Source organism: Acinetobacter tandoii (genome assembly GCF_008867985.1).
Lineage (GTDB): Bacteria > Pseudomonadota > Gammaproteobacteria > Pseudomonadales > Moraxellaceae > Acinetobacter > Acinetobacter tandoii.
In genome coordinates this window covers 278004-294179 of sequence record NZ_VXLD01000002.1, presented here as the reverse complement: position 1 = coordinate 294179, position 16176 = coordinate 278004, and the positions used below count along the sequence as shown (strand labels likewise).

17 protein-coding genes are annotated in these 16176 nt (G+C 39.6%); 6 read left to right on the top strand and 11 right to left on the bottom strand.

The annotated features are described in order from the left end of the window. Positions 1-254: 254 nt before the first annotated feature. Positions 255-1325, bottom strand: a complete 1071-nt coding sequence (locus tag F4W09_RS04440; protein WP_016167393.1) for an OmpW/AlkL family protein — start codon at positions 1323-1325, stop codon at positions 255-257. A gap of 305 nt (positions 1326-1630) precedes the next feature. Continuing rightward, a complete protein-coding gene (gene map, locus F4W09_RS04435) occupies positions 1631-2476 on the bottom strand; it encodes a type I methionyl aminopeptidase (RefSeq protein ID WP_016167394.1) in 846 nt (281 codons plus the stop codon). Between the two features lie 208 nt (positions 2477-2684). Between map and rpsB the strand changes: the two genes are divergently transcribed. From rpsB to F4W09_RS04405, 6 genes are all read left to right on the top strand, one after another. After that, complete coding sequence (gene rpsB, locus F4W09_RS04430) at positions 2685-3437, top strand: 30S ribosomal protein S2 (RefSeq protein WP_016167395.1); 753 nt, start codon at positions 2685-2687, stop codon at positions 3435-3437. A gap of 144 nt (positions 3438-3581) precedes the next feature. Next, positions 3582-4457, top strand: a complete 876-nt coding sequence (gene tsf / locus F4W09_RS04425; RefSeq protein ID WP_016167396.1) for a translation elongation factor Ts — start codon at positions 3582-3584, stop codon at positions 4455-4457. A 63-nt stretch (positions 4458-4520) separates the two neighbouring features. Further along, entirely contained in the window at positions 4521-4997 is a 477-nt protein-coding gene (locus F4W09_RS04420) for a DUF3465 domain-containing protein (protein ID WP_026440986.1), read from the top strand. 95 nt (positions 4998-5092) lie between these two features. Further along, positions 5093-5923: a helix-turn-helix transcriptional regulator gene (locus tag F4W09_RS04415; protein WP_044739369.1), complete on the top strand. Its 831-nt coding sequence runs from the start codon at positions 5093-5095 to the stop codon at positions 5921-5923. A 176-nt stretch (positions 5924-6099) separates the two neighbouring features. Continuing rightward, positions 6100-6813 (top strand): AzlC family ABC transporter permease, encoded by a 714-nt coding sequence (locus F4W09_RS04410; protein ID WP_151504152.1) that lies wholly within the window; start codon positions 6100-6102, stop codon positions 6811-6813. Further along, positions 6810-7124, top strand: coding sequence for an AzlD domain-containing protein (locus F4W09_RS04405; protein WP_151504151.1), 315 nt, complete (start codon positions 6810-6812; stop codon positions 7122-7124). Before F4W09_RS04410 ends, F4W09_RS04405 begins: the two co-directional genes overlap by 4 nt. Before the next feature lie 62 nt (positions 7125-7186). On the opposite strand, the gene F4W09_RS04400 is transcribed toward F4W09_RS04405, so the two are convergent. The 9 genes from F4W09_RS04400 to F4W09_RS04360 form a co-directional block, all read right to left on the bottom strand. Next, positions 7187-7642 carry an Mpo1 family 2-hydroxy fatty acid dioxygenase gene (locus F4W09_RS04400; RefSeq protein ID WP_151504150.1) on the bottom strand — a complete coding sequence of 152 codons (456 nt, stop codon included), beginning with the start codon at positions 7640-7642 and terminating at the stop codon, positions 7187-7189. Between the two features lie 180 nt (positions 7643-7822). After that, complete coding sequence (locus tag F4W09_RS04395) at positions 7823-9601, bottom strand: amidohydrolase (protein WP_151504149.1); 1779 nt, start codon at positions 9599-9601, stop codon at positions 7823-7825. Positions 9602-9726: 125 nt separating this feature from the next. Then, positions 9727-10338, bottom strand: a complete 612-nt coding sequence (locus F4W09_RS04390; RefSeq protein ID WP_016167403.1) for a septal ring lytic transglycosylase RlpA family protein — start codon at positions 10336-10338, stop codon at positions 9727-9729. A gap of 293 nt (positions 10339-10631) precedes the next feature. After that, complete coding sequence (gene mltB / locus F4W09_RS04385) at positions 10632-11633, bottom strand: lytic murein transglycosylase B (RefSeq protein ID WP_151504148.1); 1002 nt, start codon at positions 11631-11633, stop codon at positions 10632-10634. Between the two features lie 20 nt (positions 11634-11653). Beyond that, positions 11654-12796, bottom strand: coding sequence for a rod shape-determining protein RodA (rodA, locus tag F4W09_RS04380; protein WP_151504147.1), 1143 nt, complete (start codon positions 12794-12796; stop codon positions 11654-11656). Between the two features lie 136 nt (positions 12797-12932). Further along, positions 12933-13583, bottom strand: coding sequence for a hypothetical protein (locus F4W09_RS04375; RefSeq protein ID WP_151504146.1), 651 nt, complete (start codon positions 13581-13583; stop codon positions 12933-12935). Between the two features lie 27 nt (positions 13584-13610). After that, positions 13611-14426 carry an NADPH-dependent 7-cyano-7-deazaguanine reductase QueF gene (gene queF, locus F4W09_RS04370; protein ID WP_151504145.1) on the bottom strand — a complete coding sequence of 272 codons (816 nt, stop codon included), beginning with the start codon at positions 14424-14426 and terminating at the stop codon, positions 13611-13613. Next, positions 14426-15199, bottom strand: coding sequence for an ABC transporter permease (locus F4W09_RS04365; protein ID WP_016167408.1), 774 nt, complete (start codon positions 15197-15199; stop codon positions 14426-14428). The genes queF and F4W09_RS04365 overlap by 1 nt, the downstream gene beginning before the upstream one ends. Beyond that, positions 15196-16131 (bottom strand): ABC transporter ATP-binding protein, encoded by a 936-nt coding sequence (locus F4W09_RS04360; protein ID WP_151504144.1) that lies wholly within the window; start codon positions 16129-16131, stop codon positions 15196-15198. Before F4W09_RS04360 ends, F4W09_RS04365 begins: the two co-directional genes overlap by 4 nt. Between the last annotated feature and the right edge of the window lie 45 nt (positions 16132-16176).

The following is a 16176-nucleotide window of genomic DNA, read 5'->3' as shown; positions in this document are numbered from 1 at the left end:
GATACAATGATTAAACATTTGAGTCTATTGGTTAATATAGGTTCAGAGATTATGAAATTCTGAGAAAATGACGCTGGATAAAAAGGATAAAATCTGATCAAAAATAATACATTCTTTAAATCATTCAATAAAAGTGCATCAGAACAATGCACTTTAGATGAGAAGTTGGAGGGATAAAACTCAGGAGTTAATCCACGGTCTTCATACTATTTTCATGAATACCGTGAAGAGAAATCCGAATGAGTTTTGGTATTTTAGAAGCGATAGCCAATACCGGCATAAGCGAGAATTGGATTGATTTCAATATCGGCTTTGGAGCGGATAAGTTCACCGAGTTTGGCATCGGTCACGGTAATGGTTGTGTCATTACTCAGTTGAGCATAACTGACCGAACCGACAGCAAACCAATTGCTATTAAAATCGTAGGTAAATCCAACTGTGGCAATCGGTGCAAAGGCATCAGATGCTTCAAGATCCACTTGAGGATTGGCTGAACTGGTTTTACCTTCTAAAGATCCGCCAGCATGACCTTCTTTAATATTGGCAATCATATGACCAGCGGCAATTAAATCTTGTTCAATGCGTGGGTTCATTTCTAATTCATTAAAATAAGCATACATGACGCCTAAACCAACATAGGGACGAAATTTATTCACCCCAGTTTTGCCAAAGTGATATTGCAATTCAAATGCTGGTGTCCATGCCCGAGCCGAAGCAGCAGCGCCGTGAGCTGACAAATCAGTAATCAAAATATCATTTTCAAGTTCCAGTTGACCTAAAACACTGCCTAAAGGACTGGCAATAGCAGAAAAGGGAGCATAGATTTTTCCTTGACCTTGTAAATCGACCTTAGGGGGAATCCCTGCTTTGACCTCAACTGAAACATGGTCGGTAAAGAAATAATTGCTCATGATGCCTAAAGTTGTAACATCATCTGCTTGAAGTCCAGTACCTGCATTATCCCATTGGCTTAAGCCGTGTATTTCGGCAGTACCACTGAGACTTGAAGGGACGGGAGCATCAATTGCAGCCAATCCTTTAAGAGCTGCCTTTAACAGTGGATTAACGTCACTGCCTGGCCGAATATTGTCTAAAACAGTTTGTGCCTGAATATTGCCGACCTTTGCGGTTTCACCTTCCTTGACTGCTGTATTGACTCGAAACGGTTGAACTTGACCTTGTGGCATAACATGTAATGCACCCACAGAAATGGAAAAACGTTTAAAGCCATCACCATCTTCTAGGCTGAAATAGGGGGATTTAGCATGGCTAAATGTAGGAATAAGGGTAATCGCAATTGAAAATGCTAATCCTGTTTTTTGCATAGGGGACTCCATGTCCATTTTCATCATTTTTATTCAGGGCATTATTCAATAGCGCGGCGAAAGAAAACTGTTGTTTTAAAACAGGCATAGTTTTAAAAAATTGTGAAAATTACCGTAATTTTTTTATGGTTCTGTTACTTATCAATCAATCATGTTATTTATAAAAAGCGTGATAGGGCGTGATAAATCTTGTTTGAGTATTTTTTAAGTTGTTATTAATTAAAAATAAAATAGTTAGGGGATGTTGTTTTTGGATATAAAAAAAGATCACCCGAAGGTGACCTTTTTGACAACTGACTTAGATTTTAAGCCAATGACACTGCTTCAGTCTGAAAACGAGATAAATCTTCTTCAGGACGTGCAGTCAAAATTTCAACACCATCTTTAGTCACTAAAATGGTATGTTCATATTGCGCAGACAATTTATGATCTTTGGTCACAACTGTCCATTTGTCACCCAGTAACTTGGTTTGCCATACGCCTGCATTGACCATTGGTTCAATGGTAAAGGTCATGCCTTCTTCAAGAATCATACCGCTGTTGCCTTGACCATAATGCAATACTTGTGGTTCATCATGGAACACCGTACCAATACCGTGACCACAGTATTCACGTACAACACTAAAACGTTCAGATTCAACATATTTTTGAATAGCCAGACCAATATCACCAATGGTCGAACCTGGTTTAACTGTCGCAATACCACGATACATTGCTTCTTGAGCAACTTTACATAAGCGGTCAGCAAGAATCGAAGTCTCTTCACCCACCACGTACATCATATTGGTATCGCCGTGATAACCATCTTTAATCACAGTGACATCAATATTTAAGATATCGCCTTTCTTTAAGATTTTACTTTCAGATGGAATACCGTGACACACAACATGGTTCACTGAAGTACAAATGGTGTGCTGAAACGCTGGACGACCAGGTGCCGCACCATAACCTAAACATGCAGGGATCGCATTTTGTACGTTCACAATATAATCGTGACAAATCGTGTCTAATTCGAGGGTCGTTACCCCTGGTTTGATATGCGGTTTGATCATATCCAACACTTCTGCCGCCAGTCGTCCTGCCACGCGCATTTTTTCAATTTCATCGGCAGTTTTAATTAATCGACGGGGAGCTTGATAAGTTGTATTCATGATCTCTAAAAACTTTTGGAAATTTGTATGTGACTATGGTATAAATAGCCGCCCATTTTATCAAATGCTTTTTCGTGAATATATTTACGAGTCGTTTGATTGAAATTGGTAAAAATCCGCACATATATCGACACATTACTCTGGGTGCCCTAAAAGGGTGGAGAATGCGGATATATGGAGGCCTAACCCAAACTTTAAGGTAAAGAAAATGGCAGATTACAACGTAAGCATGCGCGACCTTCTTCAAGCAGGTGCGCACTTTGGTCACCAAACTCGTTTCTGGAACCCAAAAATGCGTCAATACATTTTTGGCGCGCGTAACAAAATTCACATCATCAACCTTGAGCACACTGTTCCTGCGTTAAATGATGCTTTGAACTTTGTTAACAATCTTGCAAGCAAAAAGAACAAAGTGTTGTTCGTTGGTACTAAACGTGCTGCTTCTAACATCATCCGTGAACAAGCTCAACGCGCTGGTCAACCATATGTAGATCACCGTTGGTTAGGTGGTATGTTGACGAACTGGAAAACACTTCGCCAATCTATCAACCGTTTAAAAGACCTTCAAACTCAATCTCAAGACGGTACTTTCGCTAAGCTTACTAAACGTGAAGCTTTAGAGCGTACTCGTGAGATGGAAAAACTTGAGCGTGCTTTAGGCGGCGTGAAAAACATGGGTGGTTTACCTGACGCATTATTCGTAATCGACGTTGACCACGAATCAATCGCGATTAAAGAAGCTAAAAACCTTGGTATTCCTGTAATCGGTATCGTTGATACAAACTCTAACCCAGACAACGTTGATTTCGTTATCCCGGGTAATGACGATGCGATCCGTGCAGTAACACTTTACGCTTCTGCTATGGCTGATGCGATCCTTGCTGGTAAAGAGTACGCTCAAACTCAAGCAAATGCACAAGCAAAAGGCGACGAAGCTGCTAAAGAAGCTCCTGAGGCTTAATGCGTTTTGACGCAAGCTTGTCATTTTTGCGACATGTGATGGTGGCAAAGTAAGCGTCATGTATGCAGACGGCCCATGAGCATCCCTCTGGGCCGTTTCTGTTCTAAAAAGAATTCATTTTCTACCGATTTTTAGGAGATACACATGACTGCTATTACTGCAAGCATGGTTAAAGAATTGCGTGACCGTACTGGTTTAGCAATGATGGAATGTAAAAAAGCATTAACAGAAGCGAACGGTGACATCGAATTAGCGATTGATAACCTACGTAAATCTGGTCAAGCTAAAGCTGCTAAAAAAGCGGGTAACATCGCTGCTGACGGCGCGATTACTATCGCTCAAGAAGGCAACAAAGCTATTCTTTTAGAAGTAAACTGCCAAACTGACTTCGTTGCTAAAGACGAAAACTTTGCTGGCTTCTCTGCTAAAGTTGCTGCTGCTGCACTTGCTGCTGGCGAAACTGATGCTGCTAAAATTGCTGAACTTAAACTTGAAGATGGCACGACTGTTGAAGAAGCGCGTATTGCTCTTGTTCAAAAAATCGGTGAAAACATCCAAGTACGTCGTGCTAAAATTGTTGAAGGTGAAAACCTTGCAGTTTACAAACACGGTTTAAAAATTGGTGTTGTAGTTGCTTATACTGGTCAAGCTGACACTGGTAAAGGTGTTGCAATGCACGTTGCTGCGTTCAACCCAGTTGCTGTAACTGCTGAAGGCGTTTCTGCTGAGCTTATCGCGAAAGAGAAAGAAATTGCTGAAGCGAAAGCGATTGAGTCTGGCAAGCCAGCAAACATCGTTGAGAAGATGGTTACTGGTTCAGTTGAGAAATACTTGAACGAAGTTGTTCTTGAGCGTCAAATGTACGTAATCGACAACGACAAGAAAGTTGCTGACGTATTAAAAGCGACTGGTACAACTGTTGCTCAATTCGTACGTTTCGAAGTGGGTGAAGGCATTGAGAAAAAAGCTGAACTTTCTTTTGCTGAAGAAGTTGCTGCTGCTCAAGCTGCTGCAAAATAATTTTATTTTGCAAAAAAAAGCCCCAAAAGGGGCTTTTTTTATATCGAATAAAAAGGATAAAAAATGATGAATAAAACAAATTTTAGAATTGTTGTGGTGATTCTGGTTCTTATTGCTGCATATCTTGGCATAAATCAACAACAGCAAACGCCTCCTAAAAATGAATCTCCAATTGCAACTTCTCCGGAATCAGTATCTACGGTTGATGACCATCAGAAAATACAACAGGCATTTCAACAGCAACAAAATAATGTGCAAGTCCGTGCGAGTGGCGTAGTTAAAGCAATTCTGGCTGATGATCATGAAGGCTCCAGACACCAGAAATTTATATTGTTATTAAAGGACGGATTAACAGTATTGGTTGCACATAATATTGATTTGGCACCGAGAATAGAAAATCTGCAAAAAGGCGATACGGTTGAGTTTTATGGTGAATATGAATACAACTCAAAGGGAGGTGTTATTCATTGGACGCATCATGATCCGCAACGACAGCATATTGATGGCTGGTTAAAATATCAGGGCAGAATGTACCAATAGGGAATTAGAGAGCAATTTTGTTCTATACAGTAAAAATAAACATGATATTTTGCATGTGAAATAGATTTGACTGGCATGAATAAAGAATTGATTGTATGAGCGAAGTGAAGCATGAGTTTGTTAAATTTAAGCATGTCCAAGAATTGGGCGGCTTGGAATTACTGAATGCTTCTTATGTACAAAAACAATTTTCTAAACATGTGCATGAAGGCTATTGCATAGGGGTAATAGAAGAAGGGGCACAGTCGTTTTATCGGACAGGTGCACTGCATATTGCACCTAAAGGGCATATCATTTTGGTGAATGCTGATGAAGTGCATACAGGTTCATCTGCAGTAGAAACAGGGTGGCGCTATCGTGCTATTTATCCAACACCTGAAATGTTAAGGGATGTGAGTCAGGATTTTTTTCAACCGTCAGGAACCATGCCGTGGTTTCCCCACGCAGTGATTCAGGATGAAGGCTTGGCACAACAACTTAGCTTGCTGTTCGATTTACTAGAAAATAAAGATAATCAACTATTTAAACAAACTTTATATCTATCTACGCTGGCTTATTTAATGTCACATCACAGCCGCACTAAGCTAGGTGAGTTGCCATTACCTGAAGCTCAGAATCGTATATTGATGATTAAAGATTTATTAGCGAGTGCACCTGAAAAAGATTATTCCCTGAATGAGTTGGCTGAAACAGCAGGTTTAAGCCCTTGGCATTTTTTGCGACAATTTAAAAAATATACGGGTCTTCCACCCCACGCATGGCTCATTCAGTTTCGTTTGCACCAAGCGAAACAGCTTTTAAAACGTGGTGAAAATATTGCTTTGGTAGCAGATTTATGTGGCTTTTCAGATCAGAGTCATTTTAATCGGCATTTCAAAAAATCGGTGGGGGTGACACCTTTGCAATACGTGATGAGTCTACGTTAGAAGAAGTGATTCTCACTTTAATGTGTTATTTAAATAATTCAAATTTATAAATTTAATGAAGATTATTTGCTTCGTTCCATGCCTTGATTATTTCATGATTATTCAGCAATTTTGTACAAGATCAGCATGCTGCAAAACACCTATTTTATTGGTGTGTTTATTTGGTAGATGTTGTTATGGATCTTTCTCAACAGCAATTAAGGGCTAGGGCCTATAATAAGTCACAAGATTTTATCCAGGGTGCAATCGATATCGTTCCTTTATCGATTGCGGTACTACCATGGGGAATTTTGGCGGGTTCAGTTGCCATTGATGCAGGATTGAGCATTCCACAGGCAGTAGCGATGTCGGCGGTTGTGTTTGCGGGTGCAGCACAACTGGTAAGTTTGGGAATGTGGTCTGCGGATGCAACAGCACTTACAATTGCAATTACAGTATTTTTCTTAACTAGTCAGCATTTTATTTATGCCTTAACCTTGCGCAAAGATATTTCGGTTTTGGCGAGTTATTACCGAATTCCTTTGGGATTTTTATTGACGGATGAGCTATTTGCTGTCGCGATGACCAAACAACTGCATCGTCCATATTATTTATTGGGTGCAGGCTTATGTTTTTATCTCGCGTGGGTGCTATTTAGCCTATTGGGAATTTATTTGGCTTCGACAGTTCCTAATTTGTCGAGCTTGCATTTAGATTTTTCTATCGTTGCTGTTTTGGTGGCGATTATTGTTCCTTTTATTAAAAATTGGAGGAGTTTGATCGGTGTCATCACTACAATTCTAAGCTCATTGTGTTTAACCGCATTGCATGTAGAAGCCTCAATTTTACTCTCAGGCATGTTGGGAATGTTTGTTGCGGTGTGTCTGGAGCATTGGGAGCAAAAAATATGAGTTGGTCATTTATTTTTTTATTGGCTGCAATTGTATTTTTTAATCGTTATCTATTTTTAGAACCTAAAGTTGCCATTCAGTTTCCAATGTTTTTTGAACGCATGTTGAAATATTCAGCACCGTGTTTATTAAGCGCAATTTGTATGCCGATTATATTTTTTGATCACGGTGAATGGAGGGCATTGCAGGGGAATAGTTATTTTTATGCCACGATATTTTGTATTCTTGCATCCTTATTTTTAAGAAAAATTTTAGTGAGTTTGGCTTTGAGTTTGCTGTTTTTTTATTCATTGGAAGCTTGGGTGTTTTAATCGAGTTCACAGTGGAAAACATCTAAAAGATCAAATTCCACTGTGAAAATTGTACTTGTGCGCTAAATAGCGTTCATTTGCGCTCTAGCATGGGTTTTTAATTTGGGTACCAGTTTATTTAGATATGCATCCATACACCAAATTGGGCCAATGAGGAGGAATTGGAGGTCTTTGAAGAAAGATGGTTTCTTTCCTTCAATTTTATGCCCATAAAATTGTCCAATCCAAGCAAAAATGAACAAGGCAATATAAAAACCTACACCGACAGGTAAAATCAAAATCAGCCATGCCATTACAAAAATTAGGGCTGCCATTGCCACGGCTAAAACAAGATCCAGTCGGCTATAAAAAATAAGAGTGAGGGTCACAATGAGAGCGGTAAGCAGCACACTAAAATGCGCCAAAATACCAATAATTGAAAATAGGATTGTCGGTACGCAAAGCCAGTGAATCATTTTATTGGTTTTATTTTGGTGGCTTTCACTGTATTCATCGAACCATTCGGTGATAGTTTTCATGTGTTGCTCCTGCAATTGCTTATTGTACTTTTTTTATCCATGTTTCGAAGGAACTATAAAATAGAAAACAACTGAGGTCAAAATTTGAAATTAAATTTTAGTCCATTTCTATCATTTGTTTTGTTATGCGCTAACGCAGCTCAATGATTTTGAACTGCGCTTAAGTTGGCATTCATAGATTTAATTTCCTGCGTGAAAAACTTCTTTGCCTTCTTTGAAAGTAGCAAGCACTTTAATATTTTTAATTTGATTACTCGGTACAGTCATGGGGTTCTGATCCAGAATGACAAAATCAGCTAATTTTCCAGGAGACAGTGTACCTTTGCTGTCTTCTTCAAAATACTGATAGGCGGCCCAGCTGGTCATGCTTTTCAGTGCAAGATAAGGACTGACACGTTGATCTTCACCTAAAATTTTACCGCTACGAGTCACGCGGTTTACGGTGGTATCCAAAGTCATCATGCTATTTGGAGGAATGACGGGTGCATCATGATGTTCAGTAAATAAAATTCCTTTTCTTAAGGCAGAGCCTGTAGGGGAAATATTTTGAGCACGTTGTAAACCTAAAGTTTCATGAGCGTGCCAGTCTCCCCAGTAATAAGTATGTAGCGAGAAGAAAGAAGGAATGAGTTTTAGTTCTTTAGCTTTGTCTAGTTGGTCTTCACGCATGGTTTGTGCATGAATAATCACATTACGTCGATCTTGGATTGGAAATTTAGCAGTAGCTTTTTCAATGGTGTTCAAATACTGATCAATAGCAGCATCACCATTGGCATGCGCTAAAATTTGCCAATTATTCTGGAAAGCCAAGTCAATCAGATTTTGTACTGTGCTCTGTTGCGGAAAAGCGGCATAGCCACGGTAAGATTTTTTTTGACCTTCAGGTGGTATAACATAAGGTTTGGTCAGCCAAGCGGTTTTACCTTGTGGAGATCCATCTAGGCTAATTTTAACGCCCCCAATTCTATAGTGGTGTTTATATTCTCGATTGGTTCCGTGTTGCAGCATATAGTTTTTTTCTGTGCTGATGTCTGGGTAGACCACCAAATCGATAGGTAATTTTCCATTTTGGGCTAAATTGCGCCACATTTCTGAAGTGCCAGCATCGGCTCGACCTTCCTGAATGGTGGTATAACCATTTTGGGCATAGGTTTGTACCGCAGTGAGTGCCATTTTTTCCATGGTTTCGGGCGGCATATGCTGGAAAATTTGAATCATGGCTTTAAAAACCACACTTTCCTCAAGTACGCCATTTGGTTCTTTAGAATTTGCTTTACGACGGATAACACCGCCAATTGGGTTTGGTGTTTTGGCATCAATTTTGAGTAGTTCGAGTGCTTTGGTGTTGACCGTAGCCAAATGACCAGATTGATGCAAAATAATGACAGGTTGGTCGGTTGAGATTTTATCTAGTTCAGTCGCGGTAGGGTGGCGCTTTTCAGTTAATTGGGCATCATCATATCCGTTGCCAATAATCCAGCCTGAAGCTTGTTGGATGAAAGTAGGATTATTATTTTTCCATGCTTGCATTGCTTGAATCAGAGAAGGGATGTCTGTAACTTTGCCATCGGGTGGTGAATAAAGATTAGCAACGGTTTGTTGTAAGCCGACACTGTTGGCATGGCTATGTGCATCGATGAGCCCTGGAATAACGGTGTGGTTTTTTAAATTAAAGCGCTGTGCAAGTGGATTGATTTGTTTTGCATTGGCAAGAGCGCCTGTAAATTTGATTACGCCATTTTCGACTAGCATGGCTTCTACGTATGTTGGGGTATCTCCCTGCATTGTAAGAATAGGCCCACCATGTAAAATAAATGTGGAATTCTGTCTAGGGTCTATTCTTTGACCACGATGAGTGTGTTTGGAAATGGAGTAGCTACAAGCTGACAATAAAACCGTACTTAGCAGTGCAAAAGTTTTTAAATGTGAAGTTGTTAAATATTGGGTTGATTTTGTCATTTGATCGTTTTCCCCCACAGGTTGTCGATTTCTTATCTTTTTTAAAATAACATATTAATTAAATTAGAAAATAAAAAAAGCCACTTAAACGTGGCTTTTTGTCAAATGTGTTTTGCACTCGTGAATTAAGAGTTAGGACCTGCAACGCGTTCAATGCTTACTTTTGCTGTCCCTGCATTGGTGATACCAAGTTGTTTAGCTGCACCATAAGAAAGATCGACTACACGGTTGCCATGGAATGGACCACGATCATTCACTTTTACAACCACACTTTTGCCGTTATTTTTATTGGTCACACGAATGTAGCAGTTTAATGGCAGGCTACGATGAGCTGCCGTTAATGCGTTCATGTCAAACGTTTCACCGTTTGCTGTTTTACGACCATGAAACTGACGACCATACCATGAAGCCACACCAGTTTGGCTAAATTGGCGGACAGTGTTGGATGCAACATCATTTAACTTGTCAATGACTGAAGGCTCATTTGCTGGGATTTCGATTTTCGCTGCAATCGTTTCGCGACGAATTTTATCTCCAGAACTCTCAGTAATTGAAAGGCTATTTAGATTTGAAAAGTGAGAGTTAAAGCTCTGAGCATCTTTGTTTAATACACGTGCTGCTAGACGTGAATTATCATTGTCATTGTTTAATGACGATGATTGAACCAATTCGGCCTGTGACTGTGTCAGGGCGAACGTGGTCGCTATGGCAAGAATATATTTCATTGAAGAATGCATAAAATCTCCTAAAGACGGGTTTGCGGAGTAGTAATTCAGCAGTAAAACATTGAATTACAAGCAAACGGGTCGATTTATTCACTTGTGCAACTACATTTGACGAGATGGATAATATTCATGCCGCAGTGAAGGTGTCTAGTCTTTATACCGAATTCTTTACAAAAAGTAGGTAATTAAATTGTTTTATGATTAAAAAATATACAATATTGTAACATTATATGTAATTTGATTGTTTTATATACTTTTTTATTAAAAAAAAGATTGACTTATTTGTTTTTTGAAAAAAGCTAGCCTTAGCGACTAGCAATTTCAGTGCCTAATTGCCACACAGCGGTGGCATACATACGGCTCTTATTATAGGTAGTAATCACTTGAAAATTCGGGTAAGTAATATAGTAAATTGAGCCATAACTCTCTTGAAGTTGAATGACATTAACCATATCTAAATTATCAATTTTTACTACTGGATTGATGGGTGAAATACCCTGCGGTTTTAACACGCCATAAGGTGTAGGTTGTTCAAGATTCTTAGCAATAATGGCATCAGGTGTCGCACCTGTGTAGCGCGCCGCAAAACCAATAGGTTGATTTCTTTGCCAACCATGTTGTGCGAGATAGTTGGCAATAGAACCAATAGCATCGACTGCTGAATTTCTTAGGTCAACATGCCCATTGCCATCGTAGTCCACACCATATTTAGGAATGTTGCTAGGCATGAATTGTGGATAGCCAATTGCACCCGCATAAGACCCGACAACAGAGTTAGTTGGTACGCCATCTTTATATGTCCATGCAATAAGTGCAGACAGTTCGTCTTGGAAATAAGCAGCACGACGTTCATAGCCAAATGCAAGGGTTGCTAAGGCATCTCGGGTGATGAAATTGCCTTTATTTGCACCAAAACCTGTTTCTACCCCCAAAATGCCTAAAATCACAGATTGTGGAACACCAAATTGCTGTTCCGCACGGTTTAAGGTATCGGCATATTGATTTTTGAATCGAACTCCACGCTGAATGGTACTTTCAGACATGAAATTGGTTTTATAGTCATACCATGGCTTACTTTCACCAGGTCGGTTCATAATATTGATAATATTGGGAAGATTACGTGAGCCATTCATTGCCCAGTCAACTTGTTCTGCTGTGAGACCATAGCTCCGCATGGTTTTTTCTTTAAAACTGGAATATTGAGGATCATTTGCAAAATCATTGGCTTGGCAAAAACTGGTAGCTGAAAATGTACCAATAAGTAAAAATAAACGCTTCAGTTTTTTATTAATAGACAAATGTGTCATATAGGTTAAATCCTAAAAAATTATCGATGTGTATGAATTGACATCACAACGCCAAAAGTGGCCATTAAAGTAATAATTGCAGTACCGCCATAACTCATAAAAGGTAAAGGCACACCCACCACTGGTAAAATACCACTGACCATGCCTGCATTGACAAAGACATATACAAAAAATGACAAAGCAAAACTGCTTGCCACTAAACGGCCAAAGTTATGAAAACTGTTTAATCCAATTTGAAACGTTCGGCTAATGATCGCAAAGTACAATACAATCAATATGATAATGCCAATTAGCCCAAATTCCTCAGAAAATGCTGCAATAATAAAATCGGTATGACCTTCTGGTAAAAAATGCAGATGAGATTGTGTGCCTAAGAGATAACCTTTGCCTGAAATACCCCCAGAACCAATCGCAGTTTCTGATTGAATAATATTCCAACCTGTACCGAGTGCATCAGCTTCGGGATGGATCAAAGTTAACACTCGTTGTCGTTGATAATCATGCAGTAAAAATTGCCAAGCAATAGGAATAATCAGTGCTGCGAGTCCGATTGCAGTTGCAATTAAACGCCAAGACAAGCCACTGAGGAATAAAACAAAGATCCCACTGGAAAGTACCAGTAATGAAGTACCAAGATCGGGCTGTTCAGCAATTAAAATAAAGGGAATGCCAATAAAGATTAGACAAATGCCAATCTGCCCAATTTTTGGGGGCAGAGGGCGTCTTGCTAAATACCATGCAATCATCAAGGGCATGGCAATTTTCATAAATTCGCTGGGTTGCACACTGCCCAGTCCCGGAATATCAATCCAACGTTGTGCGCCTAAACGAACTTCCCCAAAGAGTTTGACTCCAACAAGTGACAACAGTGCCACTATATATAGATAAGGTGCAAAAGATTGATAAACTTTCGGAGGAACTTGTGCCAAACCTAACATGGTGAAAAAACCAATGGTAAAACTAATCGCTTGTTTTGACACTAAACCCCAGTCTTGCTCCGAAGCGCTATATAGCACTGTTAAACCTAATAGTGCTGTAAGTAATAAATAGAGGCATAACCATGGGTCGAGATGTAATTTATGCCACTTCGATGGCAATAAAGTTGTGCTTAAACCGTCACGGGGGGCATGTCGTAAGAATTTGGACTGAGGAGGAGTAGTCATGGAAGATATTTGTAGAATAAAGTCTTAGGCCGTATTTTGCGCCTGCTACCTTATACTTGTGTATTGATGCTGTACATCAATATTTTGCAATAAAAAAACCTAGCAAAAGCTAGGTTTCCGATAGTGTAAATTTCTATCAATGATGGAACAGAGTATCGTGATACTCAGCCAAAATAATCAATTCTTCCTTGGTTAAATGTGGGAAGATTTTATCAATTGCGATATGTACGGCTTTAATCACAGCCGCAGAGCCGATATCCGCTGCTTTACGCTTAATCATGCCCAAATCGAGGGTTTTATTAAAATCATTCATGAAATGACGTACAGTGGCTTCTGCGAACTGTTTGTATAATTCGATTAAAACGGCTTTATTGGTATCACCACCTGCACGAATATCAGCAAATGTGGTTTTTAAATTAGTCACCAAGCTGGCATCTAAACTTTCACCTACGCGATATTGACCTTGAGCATCTTTGAACAAGCTTTTTTCAGAAAACTCAATTGATTGTTTCACCACATCATTTGGAGCTTTACTTAGAAGTTGCTTCAATAACACTGCGACAGTTGATTTAATGTAACCTGCTAATTTTTCCGCAGTATCACGTTTATCACTTGGCGGAAAACGACGAACTAACTCCGTTAAAATGGCGTCAATAATTTCATCGTTAATCAATAAAGCAGTTTGATCACGCAAAGGGTAGAGTGCTTCACTTGAATTTTTTTTCTGCTGACCTGTTTGAATACTATTTAATAGTGTTTCAGAAGGGACAAAACCAAAAAAAGGCATTGTTATTTAACCTCAATATTATTCATTTTATTGTCGCGCCAAGCGAATTGGGCGAGGCATCCATGTTAAATCCGATACACGACAAGGGTTGATGTCTAAACCACCTCGGCGAGTATAAGCCGCATAAACCATAAGCTTTTCGGGTTGCAGATTTTGCCAGATATCGGCATAGATCTGTTCCACGCATTGCTCATGAAAGCCATTATGCTGCCGGTAGGAAATAATATAGGCTAAAAGTGAGCGATAACAAGGCTTTTTACCCTGATAACGGATAAAAACTGTACCCCAATCGGGTTGACCCGTCACAGGGCAGTTACTACGAAGTAAATGTGAATAGAGTTGGATTTCCAGATTATCCGTATTTTCACGATCTAAACTGAGTAACGATGCATCAGGTTGATTTTCTAAGCGGTCAGGAACCAAGTCATCGATACAGATGCCCTCAGGTTGATCAATAGTCAAAGCATCTACTTGGAACAATTGAATCGTTACTGTAGCGCCCGCAGCTGCGGATAAATCTTTTTCTACAGTGGCGACAAATGCAGATTCAGAATTGAATTGGGTAAAGTTAAGGCTATTAAAGTAAAGCTTGAGTGATTTGGACTCAATTAAATTGGGTGAAAATGCTGGTAGGGTTAAACGACCAATTGCAACTTGTGGAATACCCTGAGCATTAAGCCAAGAAATTTCAAACACATGCCACCAGTCTTTACCCTGTTGAATGCCCTCAATATGGGCATAGCTTGAACGTGCCTGAGCACGTGCAATTGGAAAAAGAATATCTGGTTGATATGTTGATGGATATTGGGTGTCTTTACCAAGTAAAGAATGTTCTACACTCATTATTCACGCATTCCTGAGCCACGAGAAAGTAAATAATACGCTATACCGTAAAGCACAGCACAACATAAAGTAATCACGGTGAGTGAAATCGAAACGTTCACATCACTATGACCAAGAATTCCGAAACGGAAGGCATTAACCATATAGACAATGGGGTTAATTAAAGACAGATTTTGCCAAAATGGGCTAAGTGCGCTAATTGCATAAAACACACCGCCTAAATAGGTCAGTGGAGTCAGTACGAATGTTGGAATAATAGAAATATCGTCAAAAGATTTGGCATAAACAGCATTAATAAAGCCGCCCAATGAAAATAATAACGATGTCACAATGACGGTATATATAGTCACAAACCAATTGGTGATATATAAGTCAGTAAAAAACAGACTCATAGCCGTCACAATAATCCCAACCAAGACCCCGCGACATAATCCGCCCAAGACATAGCCCCAAAGAACTAAATGTAAAGGAACTGGACTCATAATCAACTCTTCGATACTTTTTTGAAATTTAGCACTGAAGAAACTGGATGAAACGTTCGCATAGCTATTAGTAATCACCGCCATCATGATTAAGCCAGGCACAATGAATTGCATATAGCTGAAGCCACCCATTTGCCCAATACGAGAACCGACTAAATTACCAAAAATCACAAAATATAGACTCATGGTAATGGCAGGTGGTAATAGGGTTTGTGGCCAGATGCGCATAAAGCGGCGAACTTCTTTATGCACTAATGTGAAAAGAGCAACACGCATTTGAGTCATATTCATGGTGTAGTTCCCTCCAAATTTTTCTCCACAAGTCTGACAAACAATTCTTCAAGGCGGTTGGATTTATTGCGCATACTACGCACTTGAATGCCTTGTGCTTCAAGTAACTGGAATAATTGATTTAAGGTATGCGCTTTGTCCATGGTGACTTCAAGCGTGACAGGATCAATTAAATTGAAGCGAACACCAATAATATCAAGATGCAGTGGTTGAATTGGCTCAGCCAAGTCAAAAATAAAGGATTCTTCGTGTAATTGATTAAGGAAGGCTTTCATGGTGGTATCTTCTTTAATCACGCCGCGGTCGATAATGGCAATACGGCGACACAACATTTCAGCTTCTTCTAAATAGTGTGTCGTTAGAATGATGGATGTACCATTTTCATTCATTTCAGTCAGGAAATCCCACATCGAACGACGCAGTTCAATATCGACACCCGCAGTAGGTTCATCCAGAATCAAAAGTTTTGGTTCATGCATCATGGCACGCGCAATCATCAATCGGCGTTTCATACCACCTGACAACATTCGACCTTGGGTATTACGTTTTTCCCAAAGCCCTAACTTTTCTAAATAATGTTCAGCACGTTGCTCTGCAATTTTACGGGGAATACCGTAATAACCTGCCTGAGTCACTAAAATATCGAAGGTTTTTTCAAACTGCCCAAAGTTAAATTCTTGCGGTACAACACCTAAACATTGTTTAGCCTGAGATGGGTGAGTATCAAGATTATGACCAAAAATTTCGACTGTCCCAGCGGTTTTTTTGGTTAAAGAACTAATAATCCCGATGGTCGTCGATTTGCCTGCACCGTTTGGTCCTAAAAGCGCATAAAACTCGCCTTCTGGGACGGTTAAATTGATCCCTTTCAGGGCTTGAAAGCCATTTCGATAAGTTTTGGACAAATCTCTGATCAGTAATGCATCGGTCATGAAGTTCTCACAGCATATAGAGTGTGGCTATTGTGAGCGATCTTG

What these genes read in the sequence shown, in the direction of transcription:
- F4W09_RS04415 (WP_044739369.1), top strand. Translation starts at nt 5,093, where the DNA reads ATGAGCGAAGTGAAGCATGAGTTTGTTAAATTTAAGCATGTCCAAGAA.
- queF (WP_151504145.1), bottom strand. Translation starts at nt 14,426, where the DNA reads ATGAGTGTAGAACATTCTTTACTTGGTAAAGACACCCAATATCCATCA.
- F4W09_RS04395 (WP_151504149.1), bottom strand. Translation starts at nt 9,601, where the DNA reads ATGACAAAATCAACCCAATATTTAACAACTTCACATTTAAAAACTTTT.
- rodA (WP_151504147.1), bottom strand. Translation starts at nt 12,796, where the DNA reads ATGACTACTCCTCCTCAGTCCAAATTCTTACGACATGCCCCCCGTGAC.
- F4W09_RS04375 (WP_151504146.1), bottom strand. Translation starts at nt 13,583, where the DNA reads ATGCCTTTTTTTGGTTTTGTCCCTTCTGAAACACTATTAAATAGTATT.
- F4W09_RS04405 (WP_151504151.1), top strand. Translation starts at nt 6,810, where the DNA reads ATGAGTTGGTCATTTATTTTTTTATTGGCTGCAATTGTATTTTTTAAT.
- F4W09_RS04440 (WP_016167393.1), bottom strand. Translation starts at nt 1,325, where the DNA reads ATGCAAAAAACAGGATTAGCATTTTCAATTGCGATTACCCTTATTCCT.
- map (WP_016167394.1), bottom strand. Translation starts at nt 2,476, where the DNA reads ATGAATACAACTTATCAAGCTCCCCGTCGATTAATTAAAACTGCCGAT.
- rpsB (WP_016167395.1), top strand. Translation starts at nt 2,685, where the DNA reads ATGGCAGATTACAACGTAAGCATGCGCGACCTTCTTCAAGCAGGTGCG.
- mltB (WP_151504148.1), bottom strand. Translation starts at nt 11,633, where the DNA reads ATGACACATTTGTCTATTAATAAAAAACTGAAGCGTTTATTTTTACTT.
- tsf (WP_016167396.1), top strand. Translation starts at nt 3,582, where the DNA reads ATGACTGCTATTACTGCAAGCATGGTTAAAGAATTGCGTGACCGTACT.
- F4W09_RS04410 (WP_151504152.1), top strand. Translation starts at nt 6,100, where the DNA reads ATGGATCTTTCTCAACAGCAATTAAGGGCTAGGGCCTATAATAAGTCA.
- F4W09_RS04390 (WP_016167403.1), bottom strand. Translation starts at nt 10,338, where the DNA reads ATGCATTCTTCAATGAAATATATTCTTGCCATAGCGACCACGTTCGCC.
- F4W09_RS04360 (WP_151504144.1), bottom strand. Translation starts at nt 16,131, where the DNA reads ATGACCGATGCATTACTGATCAGAGATTTGTCCAAAACTTATCGAAAT.
- F4W09_RS04420 (WP_026440986.1), top strand. Translation starts at nt 4,521, where the DNA reads ATGATGAATAAAACAAATTTTAGAATTGTTGTGGTGATTCTGGTTCTT.
- F4W09_RS04365 (WP_016167408.1), bottom strand. Translation starts at nt 15,199, where the DNA reads ATGAATATGACTCAAATGCGTGTTGCTCTTTTCACATTAGTGCATAAA.
- F4W09_RS04400 (WP_151504150.1), bottom strand. Translation starts at nt 7,642, where the DNA reads ATGAAAACTATCACCGAATGGTTCGATGAATACAGTGAAAGCCACCAA.